The organism is Psychrobacter maritimus, assembly GCF_029953575.1.
GTDB lineage: Bacteria > Pseudomonadota > Gammaproteobacteria > Pseudomonadales > Moraxellaceae > Psychrobacter > Psychrobacter maritimus.
Window position 1 is genome coordinate 1,954,871 of sequence record NZ_CP124526.1, and the last position, 13,686, is coordinate 1,968,556.

A 13,686-nucleotide genomic window follows, 5' to 3' on the forward strand; every position below is an offset into this window, starting at 1 on the left:
CTGGAAATATTGATGCAACTGTCTCGCTTATACTCCGCTTTATTTCACCTTAAACCATCGAGTTTTTCTCATCCTCTGTTATTAAAATCCGTATGTTACTCTTGTTTATCTACCTCAGTCATCATACTGTGTGCAAGCCAAGCTTCATTAGCACAAACGGATTTAATGGTCGACGCCCAATCTGATACTCCAAGCGTGGTGCTTGATACGATCGTGGTGACCAGTAGTGCTGACGCGTCAGCAGATGGATTGCCAGATGCTTATGAAGGTGGCCAAGTTGCGACGGGAAGCCGCGTAGGGATTTTAGGCAATCAAGATATTATGGATACGCCATTTTCTACCACATCATATACCAACGAATACATTGCCAACCAACAAGCCCAAAGTGTTGGCGACCTGCTTAAAAAAGACCCCACTGTTCGCGTTGCAAGGGGCTTTGGCAACTTTCAAGAAGCTTACTTTATGCGCGGTTTCATCACCACATCAGATGATACGATGTTTAACGGTCTATACGGTATATTGCCTAGACAGTATATCGCCACCGAACTATTCGAGCGTGTTGAAGTTCAACGCGGCGCATCTGCTATGCTAAACGGTGCAGCACCCAGTGGCGGCAATGCTGGTGGTACGATTAACCTACTACCAAAGCGTGCTAGTAATGCTCCCCTACGCCAATTAACGCTTGGTTATGGTCAAGGTGACCAAGGTAAAGTTGCCGTCGACGTGAGTGACCGTTTTGGCACTGAGGATGCATTTGGCGTGCGCTTTAACGCCGCTTATCAAGATGGCGATAGTGCCATCGATGATGAATCTTCAACGTTAGGATTGGCAGCGCTTGGGCTAGATTATAAAGGCGAGCAATACCGATTATCAGCAGATTTGGGCTGGCAAGATAATAAACTTAAAGAGACTCGTCCTAGCGTCAATCTTGGTGGTGTTTCTAGCATACCAAAAGCGCCAGACGGCTCAAAAAACTGGGCTCAGCCTTGGACGTACTCAGATGAAAAAGATATCTTTGGTACCATTCGAGGAGAATATGATTTTAATGATAATCTCACCGCTTATGGTGCTTACGGCATGCGAAGTGGCGAGGAAGAAAACTCACTAGCCACCTTAACCGTCAACAATGCTGATGGTGCGGGCACAATTTATCGTTTTGATAACTCTAGAGAAGATTTGGTACAAAGTGCCGAACTTGGTCTACGTGGTAAATTGCAAACCGGTGAAGTGGCTCATAATTTGGTTCTGGCAGCAAACCTATATGATCAAGAAGAAAAAGGCGCATTCGCGTTTGATCTTGGCAATCAACCTGCGACCAATTTATACCGTCCTACCGACTATACTGAAGTCCCTTTTACAAGTACAGCTACGTTTGGCGGTAACTTAGATGATCCAAAGTTAACCAATGAGAAACAACTACAAAGCTTTGCGCTAGCAGATACCATATCGCTGTTCGATGACAAACTTAAAACCACGTTAGGTGTGCGTCATCAAAATATAAAAACCACCAGCTATGATGCCAACACGCAGGTAGAAACTGCTCATTACGATAAGAGTGAGTGGACACCAAGTATCGGTATTGTCTATCAACCAAACATGGACTGGTCGTTCTACGGTAACTATATCGAAAGCTTAGCGCCAGGAAAAACAGCCCCGCAAACAAATAATAGTGCACCTGTTACTAATGCGGGTCAAGCTTTGAACCCTTACGTGAGCGAACAAACTGAAATTGGCGTAAAGTATGACAACGGGCTTATTGGCAGTAGTTTAGCCGTGTACCGCACTGATACCGCACGTGACTATATCGATGCTTCAAACACCCTTATATCTGCTGGTAAAAACCGTCACCAAGGTGTAGAACTGACCGTATTTGGTAGCCCTAGCGAGAATATGCGTCTAAATGCGGGCGTCAGTTATTTAAGTGCCAAACAAAAAGACACCGGTGATTCAGCGCTAGATGGTAATAAAGTCATCGGTCTGCCTACCTTACAAAGTAATGTCAATCTAGAATATGATGTTGCGGCACTCGAAGGACTAACCTTAACAGGTGATATCATTCATACAGGCCCTCGTTATGCCGATAATGCCAATACCTTAAAAGTTGACGGTTATACGACGTTAGATCTTGGTGCTCGCTATAAAACCGTGCTAGCAGGTCAAGATGTTACCTTAAAAGGCATGGTAACCAATGTCACGGGCGAAGATTATTGGCAGTCAGTCGGTGGTTATACAGATGCTGGTTATTTAAATGCGGGCGAACCCACTGCGTTAAAAGTTTCAGCGACGTTTGACTTTTAAATTTGAACGCTAAGCTTCGCCAATGAAACGACTATACTGAATAAACTGTCGTTATAGAATCATTATCGGGTTTGAATAAAAGGGATTAGGCGCCACCTACTCCCTTTTGTGCTATCTAAAAATATGCAAAATTCATTTTATTATTGAGTCCTTATGTCCTCTCGCGCTACAGCCTCTCTATATCATATGATCTGGTCGCATTACCGCCTGCCTTTTCTCAAAGTTATCTTATTAAATTTAGTCAATGCGGCGGTCAGTGTGGGTATTATTGCTTATATTAATCACACTTTTATCAGTCAGCCTGTTTTTAATACCTTGTCATGGCAAAGTTTAGGTTATTTTTCAGCGTTAGTCGTTCTCCTATTAGTCACGACTTTTTTATCACAATATGCCCTAACCCGCTTGGGTCATAGATTTGTGTATGAGCTCAGAACCAAACTGGTCAAACAAATCATCGATACCAACGTTCCGCAAATTGACCAGTTAGGGAACGCCCAACTACTCGCCAGCTTATCTACCGATATCCAATCGATTACCGTGGCCTTTGTTCGTATGCCAGAGTTGGTTCAGGGGATTATTTTATCTAGCGGAGTCGCCTTATATTTGGGTTGGTTGTCATTGCCACTATTGCTAATCATCATGGTTTGGATTGTAATGACGATTTGGATAAGCACCATTTTGGTGAAGCACGTTTATAAGCATTTAACGGAATTAAGGGAGATTAATGATCTTTTGTATCAAGATTATCAATCTATTATCGAAGGGCGAAAAGAGCTTGCACTTAATCAGCACCGCGCGCAAAAGCTGTATACCAATGAGTTTTTGAGTCACGCCCAATTCTATAAAGAGCGTGTTATTAAAGCAGATACCTTTCACTTATCAGCAGTGAATTGGTCGAACATTATGATGTTTGCAGCGATTGGCGTCGTCTTTGCGGTCTCAAACTATTTTAATATTCCCATGAGCGTTGCCACCACTTTTTCTTTGACCATTTTATTTATGCAATCGCCCCTACTACAAGCCGTTGGCGCTTATCCCACTTTACAAACGGCGCAAGTCGCGTTAGATAAAATACAGACGTTGGCGCTTGCTGATTATCAGCCAGCGTTTTTAACTAATATCGCAAAAAGTGACTGGCAGACCATCTCACTGAACAATGTAAGCTATCGCTATCAAGGTATAAACCATCACACACAAGAAGGTGTACCTGAAAATGAGGCGCTTACTGATGACATTTTAAAAAATATCAATCTCACCTTGAGGCGCGGCGAAGTGGTATTTTTGATAGGCTCTAATGGTAGCGGTAAGTCTACCCTTGCAAAAATAATTACTGGTATTTTTACACCTACGACAGGCGCTGTAAAAGTAGACAAACAGGTGATTGATTCGGACAATAATAGCCATTATCGGCAGCTATTTTCTGCCATTTTTAGCGATCAACATCTTTTTAAACAATTAATCGGCAGTCAAGACAATGACCCTGATATGTCTTTAGTGACCGAGTGGCTGCATAAATTAAACCTGCAAGATAAAGTGACGGTAACTGACCATCGACTGTCTACCGACAAGCTGTCACAAGGACAACGCAAACGCTTGGCTATGCTGCTCGCTGTCGCCGAACAAAAGGACTTTCTGCTGCTCGATGAATGGGCCGCTGACCAAGACCCTGCTTTTCGCCGAGTATTTTATCAAACGCTGATTCCTGAATTAAGAGCCATGGGCAAAACACTGTTTATTATCAGTCATGACGACGGTTATTTTGAGCATGCTGACCGCTTGCTGATGATGAAAGAAGGAAAACTGACGGAGTTAAATGCAGAAGAACGCCAGCGTGCCAGTGCGGACGCCATTGCTATGCTAGAGTAATTGATGATAAGTCATATCACTAAAATATCTGATACCAAAGCATAACCATTGCCAGGTAACACCTATATCAAGCAGGAGAAATTTAAGCATATCGTTTATTTGAATAGCTTCTGTACAAAGTGCGCCCGAGAAATTATCAAAAAATCCAACAACGCAATAGCCATAATCACAATGATTGCTGCTGGGAATATAATAGCCACAACAAGCAATGGAATGGCAAACGGCCACCATATGGAGAAATCTTGTCCACGTGCTGGCGGATTTAGTCCAATGATTTCGTTGGCATTACGAGGACGACGTTGCCACCATATGACATAACCGCTCACACAAATTGCAATCACTGATAAGCAAAACAGTCCATTGGCTAACACGCTCCATAATCCCAGCGTTCCCATGTGAATAGCCGCACCCGCTGCCATAAACTTGCCAAAAGCATTGTAATCCTCAAAGCGGATATCAGCCAATATCTTCCCCGAATAGCGGTCGATATGTACCGTACGGTCAGCGGTTGGACTTTTCATATCGTAGCTCATAGAATCTTGGCTAATCGTCCACACTCCTGTCGCGCCTTGTGGTAGATTCAGCTGATAACGCCCTTCAAAGCCAATCTCACGAGCAAACCTATCTACCGTATCAATCATAATGGGAATATTAGGCGCGATACCGTTCTCACCTTTCGTTGACCCTGACAGCGGCATCGGTGTCAGTTCTAGCACCCAAGGTACCTCTTTGGTGCTGCCCGTATTTAATACACGACCATGTGTTGCTGCAGGCGTTGGTGCTGCTCCATGAACGTGCAGCGCGGCATTGGCGTTATCCATATCCATACCCGCATGACGCTGACCATGGTCAATCGAAAGTGGCATGGGGGCCACGCCCCATTTACCGGCCGGAAACTGACTCCAAGCTTGTATGATTCGCTCGCCCCAAATACCTGCCCAAGCCATGCCTGAAATGCAAAAAAACAACAAGACAATGGATATCCAAGTGCCTAAGGTGGCGTGAATAGTACGGAAAAATGAACGCTTTTTCTTTAGGTTACTATCATCAGGAATCAACATAGCTTTGACAGATTTGCGTTTTTGCCACCACAAGTACCAACCCGTTAAAACCATCAAAATAGTTAATGAGGCGGTGGCTTCTTGAATAAAATCACCAACCTTCCCTAACAGCAAATCGCTATGAATACTATCAAGGGTATTGTACAAGCCCGTATTAGTGGGGGTACTTTTAACAATATCACCTGTGTACGGATTCACCGCCACCATATTGTCATGCCCATCTGATATCACTTGAAACAAGGCCACCGTATCGGTGTTGCGGGGTGCGATATATTTAATCAGCGTGCTATCTGGTAAGGTTTGAAGGGCGTTTTTTGCTTGATTGGCGATTGGTGCTTGAACCATAGACTGTAGAGGGGTAACGGTTAAACGATCACTATCTCGGCCTGTTGTATTGGACATAAGCAGCATGCCAAGTCCTGTAAACGCTAAAATAATCAAAAAAGGGGCAATAAACATGCCTGCATAAAAATGCCATCTCCATACTGTAAAATAGCGTTGATTGTTAGGGGGTTGACGTGTATCTCTACTCATAAATATGACCTTTAACCATCTTTAGCTGCTCAATTAACGTCATGAACGCATTGATAATAGTAATATAAAATAGCTGATTGTTAGATTCGACCCAAAATATTTCCAAGCCTATAACGTGTTTTTAAAGATGGCAGCATCATACAAGAAAACTCATCAAAACACTGCGATTTATAGGAAATAATTGGCCTTATATGAGGTGCTTTTTAACTTTTTATAATTTTAATCAGTAATGATTTTTCCTCACTTACACCTTATGTATTCTGTATAAGTGCTGACAATAAATACCTCCAATGCTTCTATAAAAACTCTTATTGTAATTTTTTAATGATAACAATAATCATTAGTGTTATCATTATCCCCATATTTATATACTTATCTTTTAATTTAAAACCGTCAACTACTTCTATCTGAAAGGAAATACGATGCCGTCTCTTTTACGTTCCGAATCTGCCCGAAAAAAACAATTAAAAATGGCAGTCAGGATTGGCTTATTAATGAGTATTAGCCATGCTGCATATGCAGAAGAAACGACAAATCATATTGAAGATATCCAAAACAAAGATGAGAATGTTGCTACGGTTAATCCGACACCAGTGACGACCTTAGATACTATTACTGTTTATGCCGATAGCTACCGTAGTACGGGCACCAAAACCGCATTAGACCCTAATGATGCCCCAATAAGTTATACGAGAATCAATCAAGAACTATTACAAAAACGCCAAGCAGACAGTGTCAACGCGGCCTTGCGTTACGAGCCCGGCGTGAGTACTGAGAGCCGTGGTACGGTATCTATTTTTGATGAATACAATATTCGCGGTTTTAAGACTTATTCCAATTTTTATGATGGATTACGCCTCCCCTATGACGGTGCTTGGAACCTGATGCCGCAAGTAGACATTTATGCGACAGAAGCGGTAGAAATCTTAAAAGGTCCGGCTTCCTCACTTTACGGCTACGCGGCTCCAGGTGGCATGGTCAATCAGGTCGCCAAAACACCAAAAAGCACCCAAGCATCTGAAGTGCAGTTACGACTTGGCAACCAAAATCTCAAAGAAATGGCAGTCGATACGACAGGCCCTATTTCAGATACGCTCAATTATCGCTTGGTGGCATTAAAACGTAAAAAAGAGGGACAGATGCAGACCACAGAAGAAGAGCGCACTTTAATTAATCCGTCACTTGAATGGCGACCGACAGAAGATGTCTCCGTTCTTGCCAATCTTTTTTACCAAGACGATCCAGAGATGGTGCCTTCTACTCCGCTTCCTGCTGTTGGGACAGTCTACAATGCCAGCTATGGCAAGCTAGATAGTGATGCCTACGCAGGTGACGAGTGGAATCATTTTAGCAAAGAAGTAATAATGCCAAGTGTGACTGTCAACTGGGCTATCAATGACAAATTAACCTTTAAGCATATCCTACGCTATACCGATGCCGAAGCGCAGCAGCGCAATATGTACAATCAAGAAGGGTTTATCACGGGTAGCGACAAGATTTTAAATCGTGTGGCCTATACCACTGATGAAAAGATGAACAACTGGACCACAGACAATCAGCTGGCTTATCAGTTAGATACTGCCAATACTTCGCATAATTTATTATTTGGTGTGGAATATCAAGAAACTGACAGTAGCGCCACTTATTATGATGCTGGCACAGATGGCACACCAAACCTTGATTTGTCCAAACCCGATTCTTCCCAAATCAATGCTGACACTTTGCCATTAGATATTTATCGACAGAAAGATGATATCGAACAAAGCCAGCTGGGGTTTTATATACAAGATGAGATACAGTGGCAAGATTTGACGGTAGTAGCAGGATTACGCCATGACGATTTTGAAAGCACCAATGAGCAAAAATCAAGCTACCTAGGTACACCTGGCGAAAAAACTGTTTTTAATGACGCATCAAAAACCAGTGGTCGTCTTGCTACCATTTATGACTTTGATAATGGCTTCTCTCCTTATGCCAGCTATTCACAGTCGTTTCAGCCTGTTGTCGGTAGCAACTTCATTACTAATAAGGCATTTGAGCCAACCACCGCTGACCAGTTAGAAGCTGGTATCAAATATCTGTCCCCAGATCGCGCCACACAAGGAACGTTGGCGGTGTTTGATATCACGCAAAAGAACGTCGTAGTAACAAACCCTGCTAATTCTCAACAGAAAGTTCAAACGGGTGAAATTACCTCTAAAGGTTTCGAGGTTTCAGGCAGCCATATGCTAAGTGATTGGGTAGATATTGCTGCAAGCTACAGCTATATCGATGCAGAGATTACCGAAGATGAATTCAACCCTGACGTGGTCGGTAACACTCCTGCCCAAACCGCTAAGCACAAGGCGACACTGTGGGCAGACTATTACGCCACAGATAAGCTTACCCTCAATGCAGGGGTTCGCTATGAAAACGGCATGCAACTTGATAAGCAAAATTCAGACGAGCTGCCAAGTGTGACATTGGTAGATATTGGTGGCAGCTATAAGGTCAATCCGATGCTCACGGTCAGCGCTAGTATCAATAATTTGTTTGATAAAACCTATGTCGGTACTTGCTACGATAGCAATAACTGCTGGATGGGACCCGAGCGCCAAATGTCCGTCAGTCTAAAGGCCAGCTTTTAAACAACGTAGAGCTTATCATTACTAGAGAATGTCAATTTTATATACTGGCGTTATCCAAACTGATGACTTAAAAAATGAAACACTTAAATTAAGAAAGGTATCAAAATGGCAAAACCCGCTCCAAGAATACTGGATGTTATTTGTACCAAATACATCACGCCACAGATGTACCGCGTCACGCTTGGCGGTGCTGGCTTGATTGACTTTCCAACAGATCAAGAAAGCGCTTATATCAAACTCATATTTCCTCAAGGCCATGGGGCTCGACCACTAATGCGCACCTATACTATAAGTGGTCAACGTGAGGGTGAAATAGATATCGATTTTGCCTTGCACGACGCTGAAGGCCCTGCTTCAATGTGGGCACGTAACGCCCAAGTGGGTGAGCAAATATTGGTAGGCGGACCAGGACCAAAGAAGCTGATTAATAATGAGGCAGATTGGTTTTTATTAATAGGTGACATGACTGCACTACCTGCGATTGCTGTCAATCTTGCACAATTACCTGACGATGCACGCGGCTATGCCATCCTTGAGATCAGCAGCGAGGCAGATCGACAAAATCTTAAAAAACCTAAGAACGTTGACATTTACTGGGTTATAAATCCTACTCCAAACTCCGCAAGCAGCCCTTTACTTGAGTATGTTAAAACCATTACTTGGCTTGAAGGGCAACCTGCTGTTTGGGCTGCTTGTGAATTCCATAGTATGCGTGTACTGCGTGATTATTTTAAATTCAACCGGTCCATAGCTAAAACGCATTTATATATATCTAGCTACTGGAAAGTAGAGCGTACAGAAGATCAGCATAAAATTGAGAAGCAGGAAGATGCGCAAAACCTAGAATAATATGCTATCCACCTTCAAAAATCCGAGTTGTGTTAACAATGATTTGAGGGCTATTAGTTCTGATGTTTTCATTAACTCATTCGTAGGCTAGATTATAATATCCTAGACGTCGATTACTTTATGAACGTCATCAAACTTTAACAACCTTGGTCACAAAATGGTCACCGTTTGGTCACTGAGCACTTGGTCACCGATTTCCAAAAGGCAGAATGCATGCATAAAAAATTATCATTTATGCATTGTTAAAGAGTAGACCATTTCGTAAAGACCAATCGAGGGAAGGCGCCAAGCCCTTATAGACAAAAGCTCTAAAAGAAAAATCAGACACAAAAAAACCTCAAGTAAACGAATACTTGAGGCGAAACTTGCTTAAACTCGAAAGTCTAAATTCGTTTTAAATATGGCGCAGCGGACGGGACTCGAACCCGCGACCCCCGGCGTGACAGGCCGGTATTCTAACCAACTGAACTACCGCTGCTTAGGTCGTTTTTAGCATCTTGTCCTTATCAACAGGACGCACTCGCTAAAAGAGTGGTGGGTGATGACGGATTCGAACCGCCGACATTCTGCGTGTAAGGCAGACGCTCTACCAACTGAGCTAATCACCCTGAGAAGCATATCAAAAAGCAGTGCTTTTTAGCTTCGCAAAAGAAAATCGTTTAAATAGGATTTTCTAAAGCTTTTATTAACTATAGTTGTCACGCTATGGTTAATTTTGAAACGTCTTAATGAGCGTTTCCGACAGCAACTTGCTTTATCAATAAAGCCCCTTGCTGTGGGTGTGTATTATATAGATTTACACATGGCTGTCAAACAGTATTTGCCCTTTTCTTAACTATTTTTGCTGAATTTATCAATTTTACGGGCAAGCCTCTGTTTTCATTGGTTTTATATTTTATACAAAACCAATAATTTTTTCAGCTTATCGGCTATTTCCCTGCTAGCGCTTGCTCAATATCGGACTTAAGCGCTTCAGGCTTGGTGGTTGGCGCATAACGGTCAATGACTTGCCCATCTATACCAATTAAAAACTTAGTAAAGTTCCATTTGATACCGTCTGTCAGCAGCCCGCCCTTTTGATTTTTTAGCCATGCAAAAATCGGATGGGCCTCATCGCCATTGACATCAACCTTAGCCATCATCGGAAAGCTGACACCATAGTTCTTTTGGCAAAACGCACCAATCTCATCGTTAGTGCCGGGGTCTTGAGCGCCGAACTGGTTGCAAGGGAAACCAATCACGACCAAGCCTTTATCTTTGTATTGTTGATACAACGCTTCCAACCCTTCAAATTGCGGGGTAAAGCCACATTTACTGGCGGTATTGACGATTAATAGCACCTTACCTTTATAATCAGCAAAGGCTTGCGAGGTGCCGTCCATACGCTCAGCGGTAAAATCGTAAATAGTGCCCATCATTCATCCTTAAATTGATTGTTTTATTGTTTTCAGGTTGATAAGAAATTTGCAGGCTTAGAAGAAAAAAGGAAGCACCACGTACTTCCTTCTTATCAGTCTAACTTTGGCTAAAATACTGATTTAAGCCAAACTACTGACTATATTGACATTTATTCTTCAGTTTTATCTAAATCGATAGATAACGAGTTGATGCAGTAGCGCATGCCAGTGGTCTCACGAGGTCCATCAGGGAATACGTGACCTAAATGCGCGCCGCAATTGCTGCACGTGACTTCCGTACGGCGCATGCCTAGCGAGTCGTCGACGTGCTCATCGATGGCGCCATTATCGATACCTTGATCGAAGCTTGGCCAGCCACAACCGGCATCAAACTTACTGTCCGACTCAAATAAGCTTGCACCGCAGCCTTTACAGCGGTAGATACCTTTATCATTGACGTCGTTATAAACGCCAGTAAATGGACGCTCTGTGCCCTTCTCACGCATCACATGATACTCATCGGCACTCAGGCGCTCTTTCCAGTCCGCTTCGGTCAACTGGCTGATTTCTTCTTTGCTTAATTGATTATCTTGCATCGTTTATCCTTATGGAATATTTGGATGAAATGAGTGGCTATCTCGTTTGTTGTTTGTCATTTTCTCGCAAAACGTTATCGCTCGTTTTATAAAAACGATAGCCTTTATCTGCTGCTTACCAGCTGACTATTCAAGGTAGTTATTATAAAGGTGCGCAACTTGCCAGCTGAGAGCTTAAAGTCTTGGGAAAATTATTTAGATAGAGAAGTAAAATATAACAAATTATCTTGCCGCCTAAATGAGTAAAGTTGTAATTTTATTGAGCCCGTATGTCGTATGCTTGATTATTTTCGCTTCATTGGTGCTGGCTTAATAAGTACTGGCTTCATGACTTCTTATTTCACTCACCATTTAGCACCAAATTTGTTTAAAAAATTCTAAAAGCTAATCATCCAACCTTAAATGCAAGTTATTCTTGCATTTACTTATAAATTTAAAATTAATTTTACGGATATTCATCTTGATACTTGCATTAGCAGTTGCTTTGCAATAATATCTTGCATTAGTACTGGTTTATGGCTAAGTATTCTATTGAGATATTCCATTACAAACGCATTGATTGGTTAATAAAAGGTGTAAATAACGATGGCTGATAGCAAAGAGTTGCAGGCGAACAAAGGCACGCAAGCCGAACGATTGGTACAACTGCGCCGCGATAAAGGCATGACTGCCGAGCAATTGGCGCAAGCGATGACCGCAGCAGGCGCAAAGGTCAGTCGCGGTGCTATCTCTAACTGGGAGCGCGGCACCAATGGCATCGTATCATCGAAGCTGCCGACCTTAGCGCGTATCTTAGGCTGTAGCGAAGGGTACCTTTTGCGTGGTGACCTGCAAAGTGCAGCTAATATCAATACCGACATCGATAGCAATATTGCTAGCAACGCAGATTCAACTCAAAGCATAAATGCTCATAATAAAAATGCAGCCTCTAGCAAGCAAGTTAGCAACGCTCAACCAATGACAAATCAAGCAGCACCAAATTCACAAAACAACCCTATAAGTGGGCACTCTATGAACACAATAAAAAAATCCGATAAATTACAAAACGTTTGTTACGATATTCGCGGTCCTCTGCTGCAGACGGCTAATAAAATGGAAGCCGAAGGCAAGCGCATTTTAAAGCTTAATATTGGTAACCCTGCCCCGTTCGGTCTTGAAGCACCGCATGAGATTTTGCGTGATGTAGCGATGAACCTGCCAGAAGCGACGGGTTATTCAGACTCACAAGGAATTTTTGCGGCTCGTAAAGCGGTCTTGCAATATTATCAATCAAAAGGCCTGCTATCTGCTGTCGATGTACGCGATGTGTATTTGGGCAATGGCGTCTCTGAGCTGATTGTCATGACCATGCAGGCGCTAATGAATGATGGCGATGAAGTCCTGGTGCCAATGCCTGATTACCCACTTTGGACGGCTGCCGCCAACTTAGCAGGCGGTACAGCCGTGCATTATCGCTGTAATGAAGACGACAATTGGCATCCTGATATCGAGGACATCAAATCTAAAATCACTTCTAAAACCAAAGGCATCGTGGTTATTAACCCCAATAACCCAACGGGTGCACTGTATAGCGATGAATTACTGCTGCAGATTATTGAGGTGGCAAAAGAGCATGATTTAATCATCATGGCCGATGAGATTTATGACCGTATTCTCTATGATGATATGGAGCATACGCCGATGAGCACCTTGACCGATGATGTGCTTGTGCTGTCCTACAACGGTCTATCAAAGTCGCATCGTATCGCAGGTTTCCGCGCTGGTTGGATGATGGTTTCTGGTAAAAAACACCACGCTGCTGACTTTATTGAAGGTTTGGATATGCTGGCGTCTATGCGCCTATGTTCAAACGTCCAAGGGCAATATGCCATTCAAACCGCGATGGGCGGTTACCAAAGCATGAAGGATTTGACCTCTAAAAAAGGCCGTCTCTATAAGCAGCGCGAAATGGCGGTCTCACGCTTAAACGCCATTAAAGGTATCTCTTGTACCATGCCGCAAGGGGCTTTTTATTGCTTTCCAAAGATGGATCCTGAAGTCTATCCTATCGAAGATGATATGGCATTTATGATGGATTTATTGGTAGAAGAAAACGTCTTACTGGTACAAGGTACCGGCTTTAACTGGGATGCACCCGACCATTTCCGCTTGGTGTTTTTGCCCAACCTGCATGATTTAGAAGATGCCATGGATCGCTTAGACCGCTTCTTTGCCAAAAAACGCAAACAGTTTGGCACCGAATAGAACTCATTTTGATTAAATTAACTCTGATTTTGATATAAAAAAACGCTTATCGGCATGATGCTGATAAGCGTTTTTTATGCTGTTAGATAAAGTAGTAAAGTCTCACCGTTAAAATCTTGTTAAAAACTCATACGGCTATAATTTAAAAAACCACCTTAAGAACACTATTCTAAAAATATGGCTTTAAAAATACTACTTTAAAAGTCAAATTTAA

At 42.7% G+C, this 13,686-nt stretch carries 8 protein-coding genes and 2 tRNA genes; 5 read left to right on the top strand and 5 right to left on the bottom strand.

Annotated features, from left to right (window positions below):
- Window positions 1-165 precede the first annotated feature (165 nt).
- Both QJS82_RS08155 and QJS82_RS08160 read left to right on the top strand, forming a co-directional pair.
- Complete coding sequence (locus QJS82_RS08155; protein ID WP_348651548.1) at window positions 166-2,298, top strand: TonB-dependent receptor; 2,133 nt, start codon at window positions 166-168, stop codon at window positions 2,296-2,298.
- 153 nt (window positions 2,299-2,451) lie between these two features.
- Entirely contained in the window at window positions 2,452-4,164 is a 1,713-nt protein-coding gene (locus QJS82_RS08160; RefSeq protein ID WP_281490145.1) for a multidrug ABC transporter permease/ATP-binding protein, read from the top strand.
- Between the two features lie 95 nt (window positions 4,165-4,259).
- Here the strand turns inward: QJS82_RS08160 and QJS82_RS08165 are convergent, their stop codons facing one another.
- A complete protein-coding gene (locus QJS82_RS08165) occupies window positions 4,260-5,759 on the bottom strand; it encodes a PepSY-associated TM helix domain-containing protein (protein WP_281490146.1) in 1,500 nt (499 codons plus the stop codon).
- A 422-nt stretch (window positions 5,760-6,181) separates the two neighbouring features.
- On the opposite strand from QJS82_RS08165, the gene QJS82_RS08170 reads away from it, so the two are divergent.
- Together QJS82_RS08170 and QJS82_RS08175 are read left to right on the top strand one after the other, a co-directional pair.
- Window positions 6,182-8,386 (top strand): TonB-dependent siderophore receptor, encoded by a 2,205-nt coding sequence (locus tag QJS82_RS08170; RefSeq protein ID WP_281490147.1) that lies wholly within the window; start codon window positions 6,182-6,184, stop codon window positions 8,384-8,386.
- Between the two features lie 105 nt (window positions 8,387-8,491).
- Complete coding sequence (locus QJS82_RS08175; protein ID WP_281490148.1) at window positions 8,492-9,235, top strand: siderophore-interacting protein; 744 nt, start codon at window positions 8,492-8,494, stop codon at window positions 9,233-9,235.
- Window positions 9,236-9,636: 401 nt separating this feature from the next.
- On the opposite strand, the gene QJS82_RS08180 is transcribed toward QJS82_RS08175, so the two are convergent.
- The 4 genes from QJS82_RS08180 to msrB all read right to left on the bottom strand — a co-directional run bounded on the left by QJS82_RS08180 (window position 9,637) and on the right by msrB (window position 11,228).
- A tRNA-Asp gene (locus tag QJS82_RS08180) sits at window positions 9,637-9,713 on the bottom strand.
- A gap of 54 nt (window positions 9,714-9,767) precedes the next feature.
- Window positions 9,768-9,843: transfer RNA gene (locus QJS82_RS08185), tRNA-Val, on the bottom strand.
- A gap of 321 nt (window positions 9,844-10,164) precedes the next feature.
- Window positions 10,165-10,650: a glutathione peroxidase gene (locus QJS82_RS08190; protein ID WP_281490149.1), complete on the bottom strand. Its 486-nt coding sequence runs from the start codon at window positions 10,648-10,650 to the stop codon at window positions 10,165-10,167.
- Window positions 10,651-10,802: 152 nt separating this feature from the next.
- Window positions 10,803-11,228: a peptide-methionine (R)-S-oxide reductase MsrB gene (msrB, locus tag QJS82_RS08195; protein ID WP_201562918.1), complete on the bottom strand. Its 426-nt coding sequence runs from the start codon at window positions 11,226-11,228 to the stop codon at window positions 10,803-10,805.
- A gap of 585 nt (window positions 11,229-11,813) precedes the next feature.
- Here msrB and QJS82_RS08200 point away from each other — a divergent pair.
- The gene (locus tag QJS82_RS08200; protein WP_281490150.1) at window positions 11,814-13,472 is read left to right on the top strand and encodes an aminotransferase class I/II-fold pyridoxal phosphate-dependent enzyme; all 1,659 of its coding nucleotides are present in this window, start codon (window positions 11,814-11,816) and stop codon (window positions 13,470-13,472) included.
- Window positions 13,473-13,686 lie beyond the last annotated feature (214 nt).